The organism is Streptomyces sclerotialus (genome assembly GCF_040907265.1).
Classification (GTDB): Bacteria; Actinomycetota; Actinomycetes; order Streptomycetales; family Streptomycetaceae; genus Streptomyces; species Streptomyces sclerotialus.
The window spans coordinates 6,777,057-6,798,599 of the sequence record NZ_JBFOHP010000002.1 but is presented as its reverse complement, the minus strand read 5'-3'; the positions used below and the strand labels follow the sequence as shown (position 1 = coordinate 6,798,599).

17 protein-coding genes are annotated in these 21,543 nt (G+C 70.6%); 12 read left to right on the top strand and 5 right to left on the bottom strand.

All coding sequences use genetic code 11. The features are described from left to right. The first annotated feature begins 245 nt into the window (after window positions 1–245). Together purU and AAC944_RS29915 are read left to right on the top strand one after the other, a co-directional pair. Window positions 246–1,118: a formyltetrahydrofolate deformylase gene (purU, locus tag AAC944_RS29920; protein ID WP_030622151.1), complete on the top strand. Its 873-nt coding sequence runs from the start codon at window positions 246–248 to the stop codon at window positions 1,116–1,118. Window positions 1,119–1,263: 145 nt separating this feature from the next. Further along, the gene (locus AAC944_RS29915) at window positions 1,264–2,052 is read left to right on the top strand and encodes an IclR family transcriptional regulator (RefSeq protein WP_030622153.1); all 789 of its coding nucleotides are present in this window, start codon (window positions 1,264–1,266) and stop codon (window positions 2,050–2,052) included. 16 nt (window positions 2,053–2,068) lie between these two features. On the opposite strand, the gene folP is transcribed toward AAC944_RS29915, so the two are convergent. From folP to AAC944_RS29900, 3 genes are read right to left on the bottom strand one after another with little or no spacing between them, the layout of a single operon-like run. Continuing rightward, entirely contained in the window at window positions 2,069–2,980 is a 912-nt protein-coding gene (gene folP / locus AAC944_RS29910; RefSeq protein ID WP_030622155.1) for a dihydropteroate synthase, read from the bottom strand. Next, on the bottom strand, window positions 2,977–4,233 hold the full coding sequence (locus AAC944_RS29905; RefSeq protein ID WP_030622158.1) for an NAD(P)/FAD-dependent oxidoreductase: 1,257 nt from the start codon (window positions 4,231–4,233) through the stop codon (window positions 2,977–2,979). Before AAC944_RS29905 ends, folP begins: the two co-directional genes overlap by 4 nt. Beyond that, window positions 4,230–4,592: a bifunctional 3-phenylpropionate/cinnamic acid dioxygenase ferredoxin subunit gene (locus AAC944_RS29900; protein ID WP_030622160.1), complete on the bottom strand. Its 363-nt coding sequence runs from the start codon at window positions 4,590–4,592 to the stop codon at window positions 4,230–4,232. The genes AAC944_RS29905 and AAC944_RS29900 overlap by 4 nt, the downstream gene beginning before the upstream one ends. A gap of 79 nt (window positions 4,593–4,671) precedes the next feature. Here AAC944_RS29900 and AAC944_RS29895 point away from each other — a divergent pair, with 79 nt between their 5' ends. From AAC944_RS29895 to AAC944_RS29885, 3 genes are all read left to right on the top strand, one after another. Then, the gene (locus AAC944_RS29895; RefSeq protein ID WP_030622163.1) at window positions 4,672–4,959 is read left to right on the top strand and encodes a hypothetical protein; all 288 of its coding nucleotides are present in this window, start codon (window positions 4,672–4,674) and stop codon (window positions 4,957–4,959) included. A 165-nt stretch (window positions 4,960–5,124) separates the two neighbouring features. Beyond that, on the top strand, window positions 5,125–7,236 hold the full coding sequence (locus AAC944_RS29890) for a bifunctional polysaccharide deacetylase/glycosyltransferase family 2 protein (RefSeq protein ID WP_030622165.1): 2,112 nt from the start codon (window positions 5,125–5,127) through the stop codon (window positions 7,234–7,236). A 98-nt stretch (window positions 7,237–7,334) separates the two neighbouring features. Continuing rightward, complete coding sequence (locus AAC944_RS29885; RefSeq protein WP_078888880.1) at window positions 7,335–8,519, top strand: LCP family protein; 1,185 nt, start codon at window positions 7,335–7,337, stop codon at window positions 8,517–8,519. Between the two features lie 29 nt (window positions 8,520–8,548). Here the strand turns inward: AAC944_RS29885 and AAC944_RS29880 are convergent, their stop codons facing one another. After that, window positions 8,549–9,538, bottom strand: a complete 990-nt coding sequence (locus tag AAC944_RS29880) for an AraC family transcriptional regulator (protein WP_030622169.1) — start codon at window positions 9,536–9,538, stop codon at window positions 8,549–8,551. Window positions 9,539–10,204: 666 nt separating this feature from the next. Here AAC944_RS29880 and AAC944_RS29875 point away from each other — a divergent pair. Next, window positions 10,205–11,425: a styrene monooxygenase/indole monooxygenase family protein gene (locus AAC944_RS29875; protein ID WP_030622171.1), complete on the top strand. Its 1,221-nt coding sequence runs from the start codon at window positions 10,205–10,207 to the stop codon at window positions 11,423–11,425. Between the two features lie 83 nt (window positions 11,426–11,508). Continuing rightward, a complete protein-coding gene (locus tag AAC944_RS29870; RefSeq protein ID WP_438272764.1) occupies window positions 11,509–13,425 on the top strand; it encodes a styrene monooxygenase/indole monooxygenase family protein in 1,917 nt (638 codons plus the stop codon). On the opposite strand, the gene AAC944_RS29865 is transcribed toward AAC944_RS29870, so the two are convergent. Continuing rightward, window positions 13,410–14,156 carry a GNAT family N-acetyltransferase gene (locus AAC944_RS29865; RefSeq protein ID WP_030622177.1) on the bottom strand — a complete coding sequence of 249 codons (747 nt, stop codon included), beginning with the start codon at window positions 14,154–14,156 and terminating at the stop codon, window positions 13,410–13,412. The genes AAC944_RS29870 and AAC944_RS29865 overlap by 16 nt on opposite strands. A gap of 203 nt (window positions 14,157–14,359) precedes the next feature. On the opposite strand from AAC944_RS29865, the gene AAC944_RS29860 reads away from it, so the two are divergent. The 5 genes from AAC944_RS29860 (at window position 14,360) to AAC944_RS29840 (ending at window position 21,343) form a co-directional block, all read left to right on the top strand. Beyond that, window positions 14,360–15,790, top strand: coding sequence for a hypothetical protein (locus AAC944_RS29860; protein WP_030622180.1), 1,431 nt, complete (start codon window positions 14,360–14,362; stop codon window positions 15,788–15,790). A 223-nt stretch (window positions 15,791–16,013) separates the two neighbouring features. Next, window positions 16,014–16,541, top strand: a complete 528-nt coding sequence (locus AAC944_RS29855) for a pyridoxamine 5'-phosphate oxidase family protein (RefSeq protein ID WP_078888881.1) — start codon at window positions 16,014–16,016, stop codon at window positions 16,539–16,541. Continuing rightward, on the top strand, window positions 16,538–17,509 hold the full coding sequence (locus AAC944_RS29850) for an ROK family protein (RefSeq protein WP_030622183.1): 972 nt from the start codon (window positions 16,538–16,540) through the stop codon (window positions 17,507–17,509). Before AAC944_RS29855 ends, AAC944_RS29850 begins: the two co-directional genes overlap by 4 nt. A 248-nt stretch (window positions 17,510–17,757) precedes the next feature. Next, a complete protein-coding gene (locus AAC944_RS29845; RefSeq protein ID WP_030622185.1) occupies window positions 17,758–18,069 on the top strand; it encodes a hypothetical protein in 312 nt (103 codons plus the stop codon). A 145-nt stretch (window positions 18,070–18,214) separates the two neighbouring features. Beyond that, window positions 18,215–21,343: a non-ribosomal peptide synthetase gene (locus tag AAC944_RS29840; RefSeq protein WP_051872263.1), complete on the top strand. Its 3,129-nt coding sequence runs from the start codon at window positions 18,215–18,217 to the stop codon at window positions 21,341–21,343. Window positions 21,344–21,543: the final 200 nt, after the last annotated feature.

Here is a 21,543-nt window from a genome sequence, read left to right as displayed (position 1 = left end):
ATACGCAACACGCCTCGAGTTGCGCAACACACAGTGCAGCCCGCCCAGACCCCTGTCAAGAGGTGATCCCGGAGCGTCGAGAGCGCGCCGTCCGGCGGACCGAGGACGGTCACCCCGCCGGCCCCGACGCGGCAACTCCCTGATGAGCGAGGTCGATCAGAGCCCTTGACCGCAGGCCGCCCCATCCGGACCATGTTGCGTATCGAACATGCTGTTGCGTAATGCGCACTTACCAGGAGGCCTCAGTGTCCCTTCGACAGCAGCCCCACCGCGAGTTCGTCCTCACCGTCTCGTGCCCCGACCGCTCCGGCCTCGTCCACGCCGTCACCGGCTTCGTCGTCCAGCACTCCGGCAACATCCAGGAGAGCCGGCAGTTCGACGACCCCCTCCAGGACCGCTTCTTCCTGCGCATGCGCTTCAGCGTCCCGGACCCGGACATCACACTGGACGTCCTGCATTCCGGCTTCGCGCCCGTGGCGGAGGCGTACCGGATCTCCTGGAACCTGTACGACGCGTCGACGCCGACCCGTACGCTGATCATGGTGTCGAAGTTCGGCCACTGCCTGAACGACCTGCTCTTCCGGCGCAGCACCGGCGCCCTCAACATCGAGGTGCCGGCGATCGTCTCCAACCACCGCGACTTCGAACCCCTCGCGGAGAGCCACGGGATCCCGTTCCACCACATCCCCGTGACCAAGGAGACGAAGCCCGAGGCGGAGGCGCGACTGCTGGAGCTCGTCGACGAGCTCGACATCGACCTGGTGGTCCTCGCCCGCTACATGCAGATCCTGTCGAACGACCTGTGCAAGCAGCTCGAAGGCCGGGCGATCAACATCCACCACTCGTTCCTGCCGAGCTTCAAGGGCGCACGGCCGTACAACCAGGCGCACGAGCGCGGCGTCAAGCTCGTCGGCGCCACGGCACACTACGTCACCCCGGACCTCGACGAGGGCCCCATCATCGAACAGGACGTCGTCCGCGTGGACCACTCACAGGGCCCCGACACCCTGGTCACCCTCGGCCGCGACGTCGAGGCACAGGTCCTCGCCCGGGCCGTGAAGTGGCACAGCGAGAGCCGGATCATGGTCAACGGCAACCGCACGGTCGTACTCCGCTGACGTTCTTCGCTGACCGGCGGCCTCGCCCCTCGGCGGGCGCCCCGTCGGGCGCCCGCCGAGGGGCCTCCGAAGGCCCTCCGAGAGCCCTCCGAGGGCTCCCTTTCCGGTCAGCGCTTCCGCCGACCGGCGCCCGTATAGTTCCGCTATGAGCAACTACAGCACCGAGCCCGCGGGCGCTTCCGGCGGCGTGCAGTCCGTCGACCGGGCTGTCTCCGTGTTGGAGCTACTGGCCCAGCACGGCGAGGCCGGCGTGAGTGACGTGGCCGCGGCGCTCGGCGTGCACAAGTCCACCGCGTTCCGTCTGCTCGGCGCCCTGGAAGCGCGCGGGATGGTCGAGCAGGAGAGCGAGCGCGGAAAGTACCGGCTGGGCTTCGGGATCGTACGGCTGGCCGGTGCGGTGACGGCCCGCATCGACGTCGCCAAACACGGCCGGAAGATCTGCGAACGCCTCGCCGGGAAACTGGGCGAGACGATGAACATCGCGGTGCTCGAATCCCACCACGTGATCAACCTCGACCAGGTACGCGGCCCGTCCGCCATCACCGCGCAGAACTGGGTCGGACGGCTGACGCCGGTCCACTCCACGGCGAGCGGAAAGGTCCTCCTGGCCCACCTCTCCCCCGAGCGCCGGTCCGAACTCCTCACCGGTACCAGGCTCGCCCGGATGACGCCCCGCACACTGACCTCGAAGAAGAAGCTGGAGGCAGCGCTGGCGGAAACCCGGGAGCGCGGTTACGCCGTCACGGTGGAGGAGTACGAGGAGGGGCTGAACGCCATGGCGGCACCGGTCCGCTCCCGCGACGGCGAGACCGTCGCGGCGCTGACCGCCTCCGGGCCGGCCTTCCGCTTCACCGAGGAACGCATGCACGAACTCGCACCTGCGCTGGTCGAAGGAGCGGACGAGCTCAGCCGCCGCCTCGGCCACCTGGGCTGAAGCCCGGGCAAGCCCCTCAGAACAAGGGCGTACCCGGCGTCACGGCCGTGACGTCGCGGCCCCAGCGGGCGGTCACACGTACCGCGTCGGCCGTCGAGGCGACGTCGTGCACGCGCACGCACCAGGCCCCCTGCGTGGCGGCCAGCACGGACACCGCGGAAGTGGCCGCGTCCCGCTGGTCCGCCGGACGGGGCAGGCCCGTCGCCGGGTCCGCCAGCAGCTGCCCCAGGAAGGACTTGCGGGCCGCGCCCACGAGAACCGGATGGCCGAGCGCGGCGACCTCCTGGAGACGTCCCAGCAACTGCCAGTTGTGCTCAGGTGACTTGGCGAACCCCAGCCCCGGGTCGAGCACGATGCGGTCCGGCGCGATCCCGGCGTGCACCGCCGCTTCGACCCGCCACCGCAACTCGTCGACCACGTCCGCGACGACATCGTCGTACACGGCGTTCGCCTGCATGCCGGCGGAGTGCCCGCGCCAGTGCATGGCCACGTACGGCACCCCGGCCTGAGCCATCAGCGGAAGCATCGCGGGGTCGGCGAGACCGCCCGAGACATCGTTGACCAGCGTGGCGCCGGCCTCGACGGCGCGAGCGGCGACCTCGGCCCGCATGGTGTCGACACTGACGTATGCACCCGCGGCGGCGAGCTCACGGACGACCGGCAGCACACGTCGCAGCTCCTCCTCGGCCGACGGGCGCACCGCACCGGGGCGGGTCGACTCGCCGCCCACGTCCAGGATGTCCGCGCCCTCGTCGAGCAGCGCGAGACCGTGCGCGACGGCCCGCCCCGGGTCGTACCACCGCCCGCCGTCGGAGAACGAGTCGGGCGTGACGTTCACGATTCCCATGACGAGCGTCCGGGCGGGCCGGGGAAGCCCGCCCGGGTACAGCGCGGGAACTCCCTGGCTCGGCCTGGTCGCCGTGCTCATGCGGTTGCGCCTCGCGCCACCGAGGTGGCGAGCTGCTTGCGCCGGCGCGTGAAGAGCTTGGTCCGGTCCACGCCCAGTACGGCGACCGGCTCGCCGGCGCGACGGTAGACCGCGAGGAAACTGCGGTCGGCAGGGCTGCCGTCCTCGACGGTCACACTGTCGGCCCGCGCCGCGTTCCCGACGAACTGGATGCGTACTCCGTACTGATCGGACCAGAAGTAGGGCGGGCGCGGCGGGGCGGGCGGGGCGGTGCCGCCGGACAGCAGGGCCGCTACGGCCGCCGCCGGGCGCTCGTTGGCGCCGGTCCAGTGCTCGACCCTGCGATGGGTGGCGGAAGCCGCGTCGTACCAGGCCGCGCAGTCACCGACCGCGACGACGCCCGGAACGCTCGTGGTGCCGTCGGCCCCGCACCGCACACCGTTGTCGAGCGCGACGCCCGACCCTTCGAGCCAGTCGGTGCAGGCGACCGCGCCGATGCCCACGACGACGATGTCGGCAGGGATGCTGCGGCCGTCGTCGAGCACCACCGCTCCCACCCTGCCCCGCCCAGCCGCTCCCCCGGAAACCTCCGTGGCCTCCGCCCCTCTCAACCCCGAAGGCAACACGGCCGGTGACGCCCCCTTACCCACCAGCCCCCGCACACCAGTACCACACAGCAGGCGAACACCATGATCGGCATGAAGCACGGAGACAGCTGCCGCCATGTCGGGCCCCAGCGGACCGGCGAGCGGCGTGGGCCCGGCCACCACGAACGTCACGTCCAGCCCCATGACGGCGGCGGTCGAGGCCACCTCGGCGCCGACGAAACCACCACCGATGACGACCAGCCGACCACCGCGCGCCAGGTCGTCCCGCAGCCCCCGCGCATCGTCGAGCGTACGCAGCACATGCACACCGGCCGGCCCGTCACCACCGGGCAGGGTCCGCGCGGCCGCTCCCGTGGCGATCACGACACCATCCGCGCGCACCGCCCTCCCGTCGGCGAGCCGCACCGACCGCTCCCCCGTTTCCAGACCGACGGCGCACGCCCCGAGAACCCACTCGGCGGCGAGATCCTCACCATCGGCCTCCAGCGCGAGTTCGGCCTCGGCCACCTTCCCGGTGAGGAACTCCTTCGACAACGGCGGTCTGTCATAGGGCCGGTGGGTCTCCGCACCGACGATGACGAGACGCCCGTCATAGCCCTGCTCACGCAGCGAACGGGAGGCGGAGAGCCCGGCGAGCGACGCACCGATGACAGCCACCGTCCTCATGCCACACCTCCGGCCAGCCGGGCGGCGACACAGGGCGGCAGGTTCGGCGGGGCATCGGACAGCGCGACGTAGACCGTACCGTCCTCGAGGAGCACCTGGTGCGTACGCACGGGCAGCCTGGCCGGCGGCGCGTCCACGGCACCGGTACGAAGGTCGAACTTCGAGGCGTGCAGCGGGTATTCCACCTCACGCCCTTCCAGCCAGCCGTCGGGCAACGAGGCGTCCTGATGGGTGCAGGTGTCGTCGATCGCATAGACCTCGCCGTCCTCGGTGCGGAACACCGCAACGGGCGGACCGGTCTCGAGCCGGCAGGACTCGCCTCGCGGAATGCCGGCGAGACGACACGCGGGATTCATCATGACACCTCGTTGCGCATAAAGAAACAGAGAGCGTCTTCCGCAACGAGTCTGCGACCGCCCCTGGGGGCTGTCAAGGCACTTGGGGGATCAGCTCACCGGCGGCGACTACACCGACCTGAGCCGGCTGTGGCTGAACGCCCGCCACCTCAGCCGGTGCAAGGCGCGGCTGCGACAGGCGGTCCAAGGGGGTGAGCTCGCCGTCGGGTGCGGCTGGGGTGTCAGCCACGAGGAGGCCGACGAGGCAGGGCGACGACGCCTGACCGGCCGCGTGCCTGCGGCAACGGATTTCTGCACCATACCCACGCTGTCCGCGTGGCTGGGCGGCGAGGGGGCGCAGTGGTGTGCGGACCACGGTTTCGCCGCCTGACCCGATTGCTGCGTGAGTACACTCGCCCACCATGCGTGAGGCCAGTCGGTACACAAGACGGCAGGGAATACAGGTTCATCGGCCGTGCGCCGATGGCTCCGTGCGGGGCGGTGAGGGTCGAGGACGCCCCGATCAGGTTGCGGTGACCGGCAGTTCGGCCGGGGCGTGAGGCGCCGCTCGAGACGGGGCCGGCATGCGCTGTCCCGTGACCCGCGCGGGCACTGGCTGCTGCTGGTCCTCGTGCTCCCTGTGACGTTCGGTGCCCTGCTCTTCGAGGGCTGGACCACCCATGAGGTCGATGCCGCGAAGACCCGGCGTGACTGCACCACGCCCGTGCCGCAGGCCGTGGACGAAGGGGGCCCGGTGGTGCGCATCGACGGCGGTACGGTGAAGTCCGCCGCGATGCCCGCCCGTACCGTGGCACTCACCTACGACGGCGGACCCGACCCCGTATGGACTCCGCGCCTGCTCGGCCTGTTGCGCCGGCACGATGCGCACGCCACCTTCTTCCTGCGCGGCGCCGAGGCGGCCGAACGCCCGGACCTGGTACGGCGGATACGCGCCGAGGGGCATGAGATCGGCTCGAACACGTACACCGGCGCCGCCATGGGCGAGGCATCGCCGTTGCGTGCGCGGCTGGAGCTGTCGCTCACGCAGAAGGCGCTGGCCGGCTCAGCAGGCATCAGCACCCGGCTGCTGCGCCTGCCGCTGACCAGCGCGGTGGACACGATGTGCGGCCCCGAATGGCCGGCGGCGCGGGACGCCGCGGCGCAGGGGTACACACTGGTCGCCGCCGACCGGTGGTTCCGCAAACCGGCGCAGGGCGTGATCCGGCAGTACGCGCAGAGCCGTATCGCGTACGAGGAGACGGAGAAGCTGCTGGGCGACCGGAGCGTGAAGGAGTTCACCACGGTGACGGCCGGGGCCGGGCTGCCCCGGGCCGACCGGCCGGTCTCCGTCCTGGAACGGTGGCAGGGCACGGGCCTGATCTGGGTTAAGGCCCTCGGCCACGCGTTCGTGAGCATCATGACCTGGGTCCTGGTGACCGCCGGCGCGCTGGGCGTGCTGCGGCTGGCGCTGCTCGTCCTCTTCGCCCGTGCCCACGTCCGGCGTCTGACCCGGTTCCGCCCGGGCGCGCCCTGGCTGCGGGAGGTCACGGCCCCGGTGACCGTCCTGGTACCCGCCTACAACGAAGAGGCGGGCATCGAGTCCACCGTCCGGTCGCTGCTCGCCTCCTCGCACCGGCAGCTGCAGGTCATCGTGATCGACGACGGGTCGACGGACCGGACGGCGGACCTCGCCACCTGGATCGACGATCCGCGTGTGCAGGTGATCCGCCAGGCCAATGCGGGGAAGGCCGCTGCCCTCAACACGGGCCTGGCCCACGCGAGATGCGACATCGTGGTCATGGTCGATGCCGACACCGTCTTCGAGCCGGATGCCGTGCACCGGCTCATCCAGCCGCTCGCGCACCCGGCCGTGGGTGCGGTCAGCGGTAACACCAAGGTCGGCAACCGGCGGGGCCTGCTGGGCAGATGGCAGCACCTGGAGTACGTCTTCGGGTTCAACCTGGACCGCCGGATGTTCGAGGTGCTGGAGTGCATGCCGACGGTGCCCGGCGCCATCGGCGCCTTCCGCAGGGACGCGCTGATGGGCGTCGGCGGGGTCAGCGCGGACACCCTCGCCGAGGACACCGACCTCACCATGGCGCTGTGGGAGGCCGGTTGGCGGGTGGTCTACGAGGAGAGCGCCCTCGCCTGGACGGAAGTACCCAGCTCGCTGCGCCAGTTGTGGCGGCAGCGGTACCGGTGGTGTTACGGCACGCTGCAGGCCATGTGGAAGCACCGCCGTGCGGTGGCCGAGGTGGGCCCTGCCGGGCGGTTCGGCCGCCGCGGGCTGAGTTACCTCACGCTCTTCCAGGTGGCCCTGCCCCTGCTCGCGCCGGTCGTCGATGTGTTCGCGCTGTACGGGGCGCTCTTCCGCAGCCCCGTGCAGTCGGCCGGGGTGTGGCTGGCCTTCCTCGCCCTTCAGCTGGCCGTCGCGGGGTACGCGCTGCGGCTGGACGGGGAGCGGGTGCGGGCGTTGTGGTCGATGCCGTTCCAGCTCCTCGTCTACCGGCAGCTGATGTACCTGGTGGTCATTCAGTCCGTAGTGGCGTTCCTTCTCGGCACCCGGCTGAAGTGGCAGCGCATGCACCGCTCGGGCACCGCAGCCGAGCAGATCGGCGAGCAGCCCGGGCAGCAGCCGGTCGCGTACGGGAGCCTCCCGCCGCGGTGACCGGGGGTGCGCGTCAGCCCTAGCACAGCCATCGTGTCCTTCCGGGAGGATCTCCGGAAGATCCGGTGCGGAGCCTCGTGAGGTGCACACTGCCGTCCATGGACGATCGGTTGGACGGGTGGCCCTTCGGGAACCGGTACGGCGGTGACCACATCGCCGGCGGTGGTGACCACATGGCCGGCGGTGGTGACGACGGCGTCGGGGTACGTACCGGCAGCCACGTCCTCAGGGCCCCCAGGGGAAGGACCGCCCCGGCCCGCCCCGGCCGGCGGCGACGGTTCGCGCGGACGGCCGTCCTCCTGACCGGCGCGCTGCTCCTGACGGCCTGCGGTACGTACCTCTGGGCCGACACCAGGCTCAGCCGCGACGTCGACCTCGGCAGGATCGCGGACCGCCCGCCGCCGGGCCGCGGAACCAACTACCTGATCGTGGGCTCCGACAGCCGTGTGGGCCTGTCCGACCGGGCCAAGGAGGACCTGCACACCGGCGGTTCGGCCGACGCGGGCCGCCGCACCGACTCGATGATCCTGCTGCACACCGGCGCGCACGGCACCACGATGATGAGTCTGCCCCGCGACTCCTGGGTGACCGTCCCGCCGTACATCCGCCCCGATACGGGCAAGCGCTACCGAGCGTCGAAGAACAAGCTCAACGCGGCGTTCTCGTTCGGCGGCCCCGACCTCCTCGTCCGGACCATCGAGTACAACACAGGCCTGCGCATCGACCACTACACGGAGATCGGCTTCGCGGGTTTCGTGGGTGTCGTGGACGCGGTCGGCGGCGTACGGATGTGCGTGGACAGGGACATCAAGGACGAGAAGTCGGGGCTGGACCTGAAGAAGGGCTGCCATACGCTCGACGGCCGCAACGCCCTCGCGTTCGTCCGCCAGCGCCACCAGGAGGCCCGGGGCGATCTCGGGCGCAGCCGGAACCAGCAGCTGTTCCTGTCCGCGTTGGCCGAGAAGGCCGCCGCCCCGGACACTCTCCTCGACCCGACGAAGGTCTACCCGACCATGAGGGCGGGACTGGACACACTCGTCGTGGACAAGGACACGGACCTGCGGACCCTCACCTCACTGTTCGAGGCGGTGAAAGGCGTCACGGCCGGGAACGGCAAGCGCCTCAATGTTCCCGTGTCCAGCGCCGGCTTCCAGACCGCCAAGGGCAGCGCCGTGCAGTGGGACCTGCCGCAGGCGAAGAAACTCTTCGGTGAGCTGCGGGACGACCGGCCGGTGACCGTCGACGGAGGCGACGGAGGCGAAGGAGGCGAAGGAGGCAGCTGAGTCGACCGGCCGGCGGCCGCAATGCCTACTCACGACCGCAACGTCTCCGAAGGCGACTCCCCGAACCGTTGGCGGTACGCGAGTGAGAAGCGGCCCGGGTGGAAGAAGCCCCAGCGGGACGCGACGGCGGTGACGGTCGTGGCGCCCGGGTGGGAGGCCAGGAGTTCCTTGCGTACGCGGTCCAGGCGGACCTCGCGCAGGTACGCGATCGGTGTCGTGTCGAGGTGCCGGCGGAAGCCTTCCTGGAGGGCCCGTACGCCGACGCCGACGCATTCCGCGATCTCCGCGACCGTGAGCGGCTCGGCGGCGTGCCCCTCGATGACCTCCATGGCGCGGCGGACCGCGGGCGGTGCGACGCGCGGCTGTTCGCCGAGCAGCGCCGGCGTGTAGTTGTGGGGCTGGGTCATCAGCAGCTGGGTCATGAGGAGCGATTCGAGCTGCTTCATCACGATGGGCTGGCTCGTCATGCCGGCAGGCCCCTCCGCCTCCCGGCGCATGAGGTCGACGACGTTGAGCCAGGAGCGGGAGCCCGGTGTCGTGAGGTTCATGCCGAGTGAGAAGAGGATCGGGCGGCGTACGGTGCGGCCGAGCAGACTGCCCAGGTGCGCTTCCAGGGACGTTCGGTCGAACCACACGATCAGCTGCGGGTTGCCGCCGCCCCAGCGCATGTCCAGCTTTCCGGTCGGAGAGGGGACGGAAGCGAGTTCGGGGGTGGAAATGATCTCCTCGCGGCCACAGGTGATCTCGGCGTGACCCGCGAGCGGGATCTGGACGAGGAAGAAGCTCTCCAGGTCGCCCGGTGTGATCCGGACTTCCGTTCCGTAATCGAGGTAATACAGGCCCGTCCGGTCGAAGGACGCACCGTGCAGCCGGGCGTCGAGCGTCGCCGAGCGCTGCGTGATGCGCAGCTCGTGCGGGCAGAAGGCGCGGCCGACCTCGGCTCGCGCCTCCCAAATGTCCGCCGTGTGGAACTGCTGGTGATTCGCCAGGGGGAGAAGGGGGAGCTCTTCAGCGGGCATGTGCACCTCCACCTGAACCTCCGTCGCCGAGACGCGCGGTCGGGACAGTGACTCTCGTGATCCGGATAGCGGCGATGATCTTGCCATACCAAGGTTGACTCCCGACCGCCGCGGACCCGAGAAGAAACCAGGGAATCAACGATGCAGGGAGTGCCGGGCCGGACTGCGCTCGCCACGGGCGGAATCACGCCCAGCAGGCAGCCGGTCACATGCGTGCTGCGTCGCGTGCTGCGTCGCGTGCCGAGCGCGACCGGCGCGGCGACGGCCGCCGGCGCGGTGAGAAACGCCGACGCTGTGAGAAGCGCCGGCGCGGTGAGAGCCGCCGAGGCCGTACCCCGCACGTCGCGGCGCCCTCGCCGCTGCGGCCCCGGCCCGCCGACCCGGCCGGGCCCCTTCAGCCAGCCGGGTGACCCGGGACCCCTCCCCCGGTCCCATGGGTGACCCAGCTTCCCGCGGCTGCCCGCCGGCCCCCCTCCGGCGGGCAGCCGCATTCCGCATGACCGAACCCCCACTCGTTGACGCCACCACGTCACCGAAACGCTGAACCAGCACACGGCAACCCGCGGCACTGCACCGTACGGCACGGCATGTGCACCGCACGGCACCTGCACCGCACCGCTCGACACCGCACGACACCGCACGACCGAACCCCCGGAGGCCCCCCTCATGCGCAAGATCACCATTGTCGGAGCAGGCCAGGCAGGCCTCCAGCTCGGTATCGGCCTGCTCGACCACGGTTACGACGTCACCATCGTGTCCAACCGCACCGGGGATCAGATCCGCGCGGGCCGGGTCATGTCCAGCCAGGCCATGTTCGGCACCGCGCTGGCCCACGAGCGCAACCTCGGCCTCGACTTCTGGGGCGGCGCCTGCCCGCCGATCGCCGGGCTCGGCGTGAACGTCGCCGACGGCCAGGGCGGCCGGGCGCTCTCCTTCGGCGCCCGCCTGGAGGCCACAGCGCGCTCGGTCGACCAGCGCGTCAAAATGCCGCTCTGGATGGGCGAGTTCTCGCGCCGCGGCGGCCGTCTGGACATCCGCGAGGCCGGCATCGAGGACCTGGAGCACTTCGCCGCCGAGTCCGACCTGGTGATCGTCGCGGCCGGCAAGGGCGAGATCGCCGGGCTGTTCGAGCGGGACGCCGAGCGTTCCCCGTACGGCGCTCCGCAGCGCGCGCTGGCCCTGGCGTACGTCACCGGCATGGCGCCGCTGCCCGACCGCCCCGGCGTCAGCTTCAACGTCATCCCCGGTGTGGGCGAGTACTTCACCATGCCCAGCCTCACCACCAGCGGCCCCTGCGACATCATGTTCTTCGAGGGCATCCCGGGCGGCCCGCTCGACTGCTTCGACGGGCTCACCCCCGACCAGCAGCTGGCAACGTTCCAGGAGCTGCTGCGGACGTACGTCCCGTGGGAGGCCGAGCGCTGCACCGATGTCGCGCTCACCGACCAGAACGGCACCCTCGCGGGCCGCTTCGCGCCGACCGTCCGCAAGCCCGTCGCCACACTGCCCTCGGGCAGGCAGGTGCTCGGTCTCGCCGACGTCGTCGTCCTCAACGACCCGGTCACCGGGCAGGGGTCCAACAACGCCTCGAAGTGCGCGGCCTCCTACCTCGCCACCATCCTGGACCACGGCGAGCGCCCGTACGACGCCGCCTTCATGGAGCTGGCCTTCGGCCGCTTCTGGGACAACGCGCGGTCCGCCACGGCCTGGACCAACGCCATGCTCGGCGCCCCGCCGCAGCACGTACTGGAGCTCTTCGGCGCGGCGAGCACCAACTCCCGTGTCGCCGCGCGCTTCGTCAACGGCTTCGACGACCCGCGCGACTTCTTCCACTGGTTCATGGACCCGGCCGCCGCGAAGAACTACCTGGCGGAGGTCAGCGTATGAGTGCCGCGCCCGTCGGGATCAGCAACCTGCCGGCGCGTCAGCGGCGCGGCGGCCGTACGTGACGAGAGCAGGACGGCAGGACCATGAGAAGGATCGCGGTGATCGGCGCCGGGCAGGCGGGTGCCCAGCTCGCCCTGGGACTCCAGAAGCACGGCTACGACGTCACCCTGGTCACCGACCGCGGCCCCGACGAGATACGTCACGGCCCGGTGATGTCCAGCCAGTGCATGTTCGACACCGCGCTGCAGAGCGAGCGCGAACTCGGCCTGCACCACTGGGAGGACCAGGCCCCGGACATCACCGGCATCGCGTTCTCGCTCATCGGCCCGCACGGCACACCGGAAGTCTCCTGGCGCGCGCCGCTGGAGGGTCCCGCGCACTCCGTCGACCAGCGGGTCAAGTGCGCTGCCTGGACAGAGCAGTTCGCGGAGGGCAGCCGCGGCGAGATAGTGCTGCACGACGTGGGCGTCAACGACCTCGAGTGGTACGCCCGTACGCACGATCTCGTCGTGGTCTCCACCGGCAAGGGCGAGCTGAGCCGGCTCTTCCCGCGCAACGCCGAACTGTCCCCGTACGACCGGCCGCGCCGTGTGCTGGCTCTGACGTACGTCACGGGAGCGGCACCGCGGGAGGGGGCGGCCGCTGCCCGTGAGGCCGCTCCCCGTGAGGCCGCTGCCCGTGAAGCCGCTGCCCGTGAAGCCGCCGTCCACTACCGCATGGTCCCCGGCGTCGGCGAATACATCTCCTTCCCCGCCCTCACCACCACCGGACCCTGCGACATCATGGTCTTCGCAGGCGTCCCCGGCGGCCCGATGGACTGCTGGGACGACATCCACACGCCCGAAGGCCACCTCACCCGCTCGCTGGAAGTCCTCCACCGGTTCTTCCCCGACGAGCACGAGCGCTACCGGAACGCCCGACTCACCGACGCCGGCGGTGTGCTGCGCGGACGGATCACTCCGACCGTCCGGCACCCCGTCGCCCGCCTCGCCTCCGGTCGGCACGTCCTCGGCATGGCCGACGCCGTCGTGCTCAACGACCCGATCACCGGCCAGGGTTCGAACAACGCGGCCCAGGCCGCGACCCACTACCTCCACAGCATCCTCCGCCATGGCACCGCCGAATTCACCCCGCAATGGATGCAGCGCACCTTCGACAACTTCTGGCGCGGCTGGGCGCAGTGGGCCGTCGGCTGGACCAACTCACTCCTGACCGACCTGAGGCCCCACCACCGTCAACTCCTCACCGCGGCGGCCGACGTCCCCTCGGTCGCCGGCGCACTCGCCACCGGATTCGACGACCCGCGCACGCTGTACCGCTGGTGGTTCGAGGAGGCCGAGGCACACCGCTTCCTCGCCGAGAAGCGCGCCCGGCACGCCGCCCGCTTCGACAGCCGCGAACTGCGCCGCGCGCTGGGGCAGTACGCCACCGGTGTCACCGTGGTGACGGCCCGCTCCCCTGACGGCCGTAACGTCGGCATGACCGCGAACTCCTTCACCTCCGTCTCCCTGGACCCGCCCCTCGTCCTGTGGTGCCCCGGCAAGAACGCCCCGAGCCTGCCGGACTTCACCGACGCCTCGCACTTCGCCGTCCACGTACTGGCCGCCGACCAGCACCACCTCTCCCGCCAGTTCGCCACCCCGGCCGACGACAAGTTCCGCGGTGTCCCCACCACCCCCGGCATCGCCGGCACCCCCTCCTGGACGGCGCGGTCGCCCGCTTCCAATGCCGCACCGTCCAACGCATGGACGCCGGCGACCACGTCATCTTCCTCGGCGAGGTCGAGCAGTACGAGTCCGACGGCGGCGCTCCTCTGGTGTTCCACTCGGGGTACTACCACGTGGCGACGGAGCACCCGGACCTGTGAACGTGTGGGCGGCACCGCGCTGGTGCACGGGACGCCACCACATCACCCGGGCTCAGTTCCCGGCACCGCGGCGGAGTCACCGTCGTTCGCGGTCCGGGTCCGTCGGGCCCGAGGCCGTCACGGTGTGCGGTAGCCGCGGAAGGTCACCTGCGTACGCGTCCGGAAGCCGAGCCGCTCATACAGGGCGATCGCGCCCGTGTTCGCCTCGGCCACATGCAGGAAGGGACGTTCGTTGCGCGCCGTGATGCGTGTGACCAGCGCGCTGATCAGGCGCGCTGCGTGGCCGCGGCCCCGTGCCTCCGGAGCGGTGCACACGGCGCTGATCTCGGTGCATCCCGGAGGGCGCAGTCGTTCACCCGCCATCGCCACCAGCGTGCCGTTGTCGCGGATACCGAGGTAGGTGCCGAGCTCGTGGGTGCGCGGCCAGAAGGGCCCCGGTTGGGTCCGCGCGACGAGGTCCGCCATTTCCGGCACGGCGTCCGCGCCCAGTGCCACCACATCTTCCGCCACACCATCCACCGCGCCTTCCACCACACCGGTGCTGCCGGGCACGGCATCAGCGCTGTCGGAACAGCCGGTGCCGGACCAGGTCATCTGCCGCCCTTCGAGCGCGAAGACCGGCTCCCAGTCCGGTGGCGGGGCGGCCGGACAGCTGAACATGTCGGCCAGCTGCCCCCGGCCGAGCAGCCGGGCGAGATCGGTCCAGTCCGCCGCGTCCGCGTCGGCGGGAACGGCGGCGAAGGTCGCGACACCCGGCAGGTAGGTGGCAGCCCGGCCGAGCCGGCGGGCCAGGCGGGCGTGGTGACCGCGGAGCGACGTCCCCACCGGGTCATCGAGCGCGACGGCGTCGCTGTCCACCCTCATACAAACCTTTCGTGTGTTGCGTGTGTGGCAAGGAAGCCGGCCGTCAAGGATGCCACTCGAGAGCGGAGCGTCCTCGGCCGGGCACGCCCGACGCGCCTTCACGGCGATGTGAGGTCAGGGCTCCGCCCGCCGGGGAGCTTTACGCGATGCCCAGTTCTGAGCGGCTGCAGGTCCAGGATGGCCTGTAGTAGCAGGGGCGCGCGATGGCCGCGCGGCCCTACCGTGAAGGCGACCCTACCGGCGAGCTGCCGGCGCACTGCGACCGAATCCGTGAACGGCTCATCGCCTCGCCGGTCTCCTACCGGAAAGCTCTCCGAATCATGATCATGAAGAGCACCAGTGCGCTCTCCGGCACTTACTCATGGTCCGCAGTGGATGTGCCGTTCCTCCGCCAGGTCACGAGGCTGGCAGGGACCCCTGAAGGACGGCGGCTCCATCAGCACCTGTCGTGGCGGGGCACTTCCGGACAGCCGTCACTGACGCACGGAGTACCGCTGCGACTGCATTCGGGGTGGCGGGCGCGTCTGGCCGCATTCGTCACCGCTTACCACCGGCTGATCGAGACCATCGTGGCCGCCCACCCCACCGACGAGCGCCTGCAGCAGGTGATCCACATCCCTGACGCCTGGGCTCGGGACGTTGTGGCCGCCGACGATGCCCGGGTGCACTTTTTCCGGGTCGATCTGCTGCCGCAGCCCGACAACGGGATCAAGGCTCTGGAGACGAACGCCAACAGTCCGGCCGGACTGCGAAGCACCGGGATCGACCGTGCCTGTTGGCGGCCGTTCCTCACCGAGCGGGGGATCCGGCTCCCCGGGGCGTTGCCGTCGGACGCACGGATGTGGGCCGGTCAGTGGTTCCTCGATCTCGCGGAGCAGGAGACCGGCACCCGGCCCGAGACGGTGGCCGTGCTGCGTCCGCGAAAGACCGCCAGCGGCAGCACGGACGGCATCGTCGCGGACCTCGGCCAGGCCGGAGTGCGAGTACTCGTCGGCGATCCACGTGACCTGCGTACGGAGAACGGGGGCGTGACGCTGGACGGCGAGCCGGTGCGCTGTGCCTACCTCAAGGTCAGGATCGCGCACCTGCTGCGCATGCGCCGCGACCTCGGCCCGTTCGTCAAGGCGGTACGTGATCGCACGCTGTTCGTTCAGAACGGCCTCTGCGGCCGACTGATCGGGGAGAACAAACTGTGCCTTGCCGTACTGTCCGACCCGCGGTTCGCCGGCCTGTTCCCGCCCGCGGAATACACCCTCGTCAAGCCCAGTATTCCCTGGTCACGCAATATCGCCAGGTGCGACGCCGCGACCGTACAGGAGATCCGGGCCTGCCCGGAGCGGTACGTACTCAAGAAGCCGTTGGACTCACGCGGGGCGGGGGTGGTGGTGGGCAGGGAGGAGCCGGTCTCCTCGGTGTGGGAGGACGCCGTCTCTCTGGCGATCGCGGAGCGGTGGCTGGTACAGGAATACTGCCCTGCCCCCTGGATCGGCATGGACCCGCACGGACAGCCGAGCAAGCACGATCTCGCGCTGGGGGTCGTCGACGGTCAACTCGCCGCGGCGTTCAGCAGGACCGGTACGGAAGAGCGCCTCAACACCGCGCTTTCCGGGCGTATTCATCCCGTCTACCTATGACTGCCGACCGGTACGGTAAAAATCATCCGTACAGTCGTCCGATATCTCTACAGGCAACAGGACAACTCGACCGGGCTCGAGGGCTCTTGGCGACGCTGCCGGACCTCTTTACAATGGGCGCTTCCGCAAGCATGACGACCCGTGCAGCCGCAATTGCCTCACTGGAACCCTGGGCAGCCCGCCCGGATCTGCGTCACCAGCGCACATTCAACTGGAGGGCATCGTGTCCGTCTCGGTCGAAAAACTCTGTGATGTAGCGAGCGAGCTCCTGCGCACCACCCGCTACATGACGCTGGGCACCGCTTCGACCGCAGGAGTGCCGATGGCGACTCCGCTGGCCCACGCCTGGGACGACCAGGACGCTTTCTACTGGATTTCCGCAACGGACGCCGTGCATTCTGCGAACATCGAGCGCAATCCGGTGGTTTCGATCGTCGTATTTGATTCCAACCCGTCCGACGGGGGCGGCCAGGGTCTCTACGCATTCGGCCGGGCCGAGGTGCTCCAGGGCGACGCGCTGACCGAAGGCTGCGAGCTCTACTTCTCCCGCCGTTACCCTGACCCGGCCGCGCGTGCGAAGCGGTACCAGCCGCCCGCCCAGTTCCGGGACCCCGCACCCAACCGGCTGTACCGGGCGCGGATCGAGTCGTACTCGGTACTGAGCCCCGAGGGCCACCCCGTGCATGGAAACGGGGTCAGCCACCGGGTCACCATCCCGTTCCGGACCGGGCGCCTCAGCGGTACCACGTGAGCCTCCCACCCGGCACGAGCGCCGTCCTCGGTCTCGACATCGGCGGTACGGCGATCAAGTCGGCCCTGGTCGCCCCGGACGGCACACCGCTGACCCCGGTCGCACGCCACCCGGCCCGGACCACCAGACGCAGGCCGGAGGCAGCCGTCGACGCCGTGCTCGATCGCGCCGCGGCCCTCCTCGACGCAGCGGTGGCGGAGGGCGTGGTGGTCCGCGCCCTCGGCGTCGCGGCCTGCGGGGTGATCGACGAGTCGGCCGGTGTCGCCGTCTTCTCGGCTTCCTTCGGCTGGCGGGACGTACCGCTGCGGAGGCTGCTGGCCGAGCGCACCGGCCTGCCCGTCGTACTGGGACACGATGTACGGGCCGGAGGTGTCGCCGAGGCGCGGCTCGGGTCCGGCCGCGGGCACGAGGTGTTCCTCTTCATGCCCGTCGGCACCGGGGTCGGGGCGGCGATCATGCTCGGCGGACGGCCGTTCACCGGGGAGCACTCGCGGGCCGGCGAACTCGGGCATGTGGTGGTGCGGCCCGGCGGCGACAGGTGCGGCTGCGGCCGGCGCGGCTGCGTGAGCACGCTCGCGGGTGGGCCCGCTGTCGTCAGGCGTTACCGGCAGCTGGCCGGATCGGACGGCGGGGCCCCGGCGGATGCCGCCGCTGTGGCCCGGCTGGCCACCGAGGGGGACCGACTCGCGGCCAGGGTGTGGGCGGATGCGGTGGCGGCGTTGGCCGATTCGCTCACCGTCTGCCTCGCGCTCTTCGCGCCTTCGGCCGTCGTCGTGGGCGGCGGACTCGGCCGGTCCGAGGCATTCCTGCTGACTCCCCTGCGTGAACAGCTCGCCGAGCGGCTGCCGTCGCGGGTGATGCCGGAGGTGCTGCCCGCCGCCCTGCAGGACGATGCGGGCTGCCTGGGGGCGGGACTGCTCGCCTGGGAGGCGCTCGGTGACCACACCGCCACCGCACCGAAGGCCTGAGAAGACAGGCGGAGAGACGCATAATGCCCGGCGAATTGAAACCCTTTCGAGTTGATCCGCGCCCATGCAGGCGCATTTCATACTTGCCGAATTAATAGGCCGAAAAGCGTCGCCACGGCAGCCTTGTGTTCAATCCTCCCAGCCACGCACACTCAGCCGAGGAATGGTTCCTTGGTGAGCACCACAAGGAATCAATTCTCCTTCACGCAATTCACGTGATTTCCCTCCGTTCACGCGAGGAGACCTGCATGGCCACTCCCAAGGTCATCGGAGGTAACACTCCGATCAACGACTGGAAGCAGCACGAGGAGGAGGAGAACGGAATCGGCATCTACATCGATGTCGACACCTCGGCAGGAAACTTCGCCAAGACCCCGGTCTACACGGCCAACTTGTGCGGTCGAGACTCCATGTGGACGACCACCGGCGGAAACACCATCTACACGCCCACTCCCAAGGGATTCCGGATCTACGTGAGGTGGCAGGACGGCCGCCCGCTGACGGTGGAATACGCCGTCAGCCATGACTGGTACATCAGCTGGATGGCCATGGAGGTCTGAGTTCCACACGCCGACGGCCCGGTAACGCCGCCCTCGCCCGCTTCTTCGCCGGACAAGGGCGGCTCCCGTGGCGACCGCGACGAGTACGTTCACCACGCCGCCACGCGACCGCGCCCAGGCACGAGCGACCGGTCCAGGAGGTTTGATGGACGTACAGGCCCTGCACGTGTGCGAACTGCAGCGGTTCCGCGGACGCGCCGTCCCGTACCCGGCGGACCGTTCCGTGGCCGGCCTCGTCGAAGCCGCCGCGATACGCCACCCCGAGGCACCTGCGGTCGAGTACGGCAACCAGGTCCTGACCTACCGCCGGCTGATGACCGGCGTCGTTTCCCTGGCCGGCCGGCTGGCCGCCTCGGGAGTACGGCGCGGCGCACTCGTTCCGCTGGTGATGCGCAACGGCCCCGAACTGCCGCTCGCCATGCTGGCGGTTGTGAAGGCCGGCGCCGCGTTCGTACCGCTCGCCGAGCAGTGGCCCGAACCGCGGTTGCGCACCATGGTGAGCGCCTGCGCGCCCGAGGTCGTCCTGTTGTCCCCGGGCGGCCCCGAGGGGGTCTGTGACGGAGTCCCCTCCTTGACGGTCGACGTGCTCCGGCCCGGGGCCGGACCGGAGGGCCCGGCCCATCCGCCGGTCGGCCCGGAAGACCTTGCTTACGGCTTCTACACGTCCGGCTCGACCGGCACACCCAAGTGCGCCCTGAACCTCCACAGGGGGCTGGTCAACCGCCTGCACCACATGAGCCGTCGCTTCCTTGACCCGCACGAGCGGCCCATCGTTCTGCAGAACAGCCGGCATACCTTCGACTCGTCCCTGTGGCAGCTGCTGTGGCCGCTCAGCTGTGGCGGCCGGGTCGTCATCCCCGAACGGCAGGGCCTGCTCGACCTGCCCGCGACGGTAGCGGCCGTCGAGCGGCACCAGGTGACGATGACGGACTTCGTCCCGACGATCCTGAACTCGCTGGTCGAACTGTTGCGCTCACGGCCGGACCTGGTCCCGCGGCTGGCCTCGCTGCGTACGCTGCTGGTCGGCGGCGAAGAGATCAACCACGGCAGCGTCCGGGCGCTGCAGGAGATGCTGCCGGGCTTGCGGATCACCAACACGTACGGCCCCACAGAGGCCGCCATCGGCATGGTGTTCCACGATGTGGCCCGCGACGACTCCGCGCCCCTTCCGATCGGACGCCCCATCGACAACACGTGGGCCGCTGTCCTGGACGGGGAGCTGCGGCCGGCTGCCCCTGGCACGGTCGGTGAGATCTGGATCGGCGGCGACTGTCTGGGCGCCGGTTACCTGGGCGACCCCGAGCGGACCGCTCGGGCGTTCGTGCCGAACCCCTTCCCGCAGCTGCCGGGACCTTTGATGTACCGCACCGGGGACCGGGGCCACTACGGCGCCGACGACCTGCTCTACTTCGACGGGCGCGCGGACCAGCAGGTGAAGATAGGCGGCGTGCGCGTGGAGCTCTCCGAGGTCGAGCAGGCGCTCGCCGCGCATCCGCAGGTACGTGAGGCCAAGGTGGTGGTCCACGAGCACGGTGGCAGGTCACACCTGGCGGCATTCGTCACCGCGCACAGCGGTCCGTCGGCGAACGGTTTCCCTGCGGCCGGCGCCCTGACAGCCGCCGAACTGAAGCGCCACGTCAGGACACTGCTGCCAGGGGAGCTGACGCCCAGGCGGTTCACCGTCCTGGAGTCGATGCCGGTCAACGGCAACGGCAAAGCGGACCGCCGGGCGCTCGCCGACCTGCTCGACGCCACGGCGCGGGCGACCGCGCCCGCTGCGGTACCGGCGCGCAACGCCACGGAGCGGACTCTGCTGGAGCTCTGGGCGACGGTCCTCCCGGCGCCCGTGAGCAGCCCGCAGGACGACTTCTTCGAGAGCGGCGGCGACTCACTCTGCGCCCTCCAGCTCGCACTGGCCATCACCGAACGATTCGGCACCGCCTTCTCCGTCGGTGACGTGGTGGCCATGTCCACGGTCGATGCGCAGGCAGCCCACCTGGGGGCCGCGACGGCGGGACACGGACGCACGGCCGCTCCCCCGCAACGCCCGCTGGCCCCGTCCGACTTCCCGGCGGACCTGCACCTGCCGGCGGACATCGACGTCACCGCCGCCCACGCCCCCTCCCCTGTGGTCGAACGGGTACTGCTCACCGGAGCCACCGGTTTCATCGGGGCCCAGCTGCTGCACGACGTGCTCCGGCGCACCGGCGCGACCGTCCACTGCCTCGTCCGCGCCGACAGCCCGCAAGCCGCCCTCCGGCGCCTCACCGCGCATCTCCAGCGGTACCGACTGTGGTCGGACGAGACGGCCGGCCGTATCGACGCGGTCCCCGGCGACCTCACCCGGCCCTGGCTCGGCCTGACGCCTGCGGACCGCCGACGGCTGTCCGAAGACGTCGACACGGTGGTGCACGCCGGCGCCCTGGTCAATCTCGTACGTGGCTACGCTGCCCACCGCGGCACCAACGTGACCGGTACGGTCGAGCTGCTCCGGCTGGCGGCCACCGCCCGGCCCAAGCACGTGCACTTCGTGTCCACCCTCTCCGCCTGCCCGGGCCAGGTGAGGGAGGCGGTGACGCCGGCCGCCGGAGAGGTGGCTCCTTCCCTCGTACCGGAGGCGCGGTTCGACGGCTCGGAGCCGCCCGGAACCGGTTACGGCCAGTCCAAGTGGGTGGCGGAGCGGCTGGTGCAGGAAGCGGCGGACCGCGGGCTGACCGTTGCCGTCCACCGTCTCGGTGAGGTCATGCCCTCGGCCCGCACCGGTGTCCCCAATGCCGGGGCGTGCATCGAACTGCTGGTCAGGGCATGCCTACGGACAGGCACGTACGTCACCGGCGACGTGTCCGTCGACTACACACCGGTCGACCATGTGGGAGCACTCCTGCTCACCGCCCTCACCGACCACCGGGACGGCTACTTCCACCTGCTGCGTCCGCACGGTCTCGCACTCGACGAACTGCTGGGCGCCTTCGGGCACGCCTTCGGTCTGCACAAGGCGACCTATGAGGAGTTCTGGCACCTCCTGCACGCGGCGTCCATGGACGATCCGCGAGACGGGGACCTGGCCCGTGCCCTGGCAGTCCTGCCCGTGCCGTCGAACGGGCACGAGGACGTACCCGGGCAAGGACTCGCCGAGCTGTTCCACGACAGCACCGCACTGTTCAGCACGGACCGTGCAACCGAGCTGGCCGAGCGCGCCGGACTGCGTACGGCCCCCGTGGGCCCGGCCGAGATCGAGCTTTATGTCGCTCACCACCGGGAACGCTTCCGGTGAACGCGCCCGAGCGCATCGCGTCGACCGTTGACGCCCCATGAACACCTATGCTGCGCGCTGACGCAGTGAGCCCCCCCGGGCCGGCCTCGGCAGGATCACGGTCGGCCCAGCGGCCGGCGCCGGGGCTCTCCGGCGGGCTGCCACCGGCAGCACGCCCGGCGCGCAGCACCTCTGACCGAAGGGTGAGCAGTGCGATCGGT

Bases quoted from the DNA above. Each gene is read 5' to 3' on its own strand.
- AAC944_RS29840 (WP_051872263.1), top strand. From the start codon at position 18,215: ATGGACGTACAGGCCCTGCACGTGTGCGAACTGCAGCGGTTCCGCGGA.
- AAC944_RS29905 (WP_030622158.1), bottom strand. From the start codon at position 4,233: ATGAGGACGGTGGCTGTCATCGGTGCGTCGCTCGCCGGGCTCTCCGCC.
- AAC944_RS29845 (WP_030622185.1), top strand. From the start codon at position 17,758: ATGGCCACTCCCAAGGTCATCGGAGGTAACACTCCGATCAACGACTGG.
- AAC944_RS29870 (WP_438272764.1), top strand. From the start codon at position 11,509: ATGAGAAGGATCGCGGTGATCGGCGCCGGGCAGGCGGGTGCCCAGCTC.
- AAC944_RS29915 (WP_030622153.1), top strand. From the start codon at position 1,264: ATGAGCAACTACAGCACCGAGCCCGCGGGCGCTTCCGGCGGCGTGCAG.
- AAC944_RS29865 (WP_030622177.1), bottom strand. From the start codon at position 14,156: ATGAGGGTGGACAGCGACGCCGTCGCGCTCGATGACCCGGTGGGGACG.
- AAC944_RS29885 (WP_078888880.1), top strand. From the start codon at position 7,335: ATGGACGATCGGTTGGACGGGTGGCCCTTCGGGAACCGGTACGGCGGT.
- AAC944_RS29900 (WP_030622160.1), bottom strand. From the start codon at position 4,592: ATGATGAATCCCGCGTGTCGTCTCGCCGGCATTCCGCGAGGCGAGTCC.
- AAC944_RS29860 (WP_030622180.1), top strand. From the start codon at position 14,360: ATGGCCGCGCGGCCCTACCGTGAAGGCGACCCTACCGGCGAGCTGCCG.
- folP (WP_030622155.1), bottom strand. From the start codon at position 2,980: ATGAGCACGGCGACCAGGCCGAGCCAGGGAGTTCCCGCGCTGTACCCG.
- AAC944_RS29875 (WP_030622171.1), top strand. From the start codon at position 10,205: ATGCGCAAGATCACCATTGTCGGAGCAGGCCAGGCAGGCCTCCAGCTC.
- AAC944_RS29880 (WP_030622169.1), bottom strand. From the start codon at position 9,538: ATGCCCGCTGAAGAGCTCCCCCTTCTCCCCCTGGCGAATCACCAGCAG.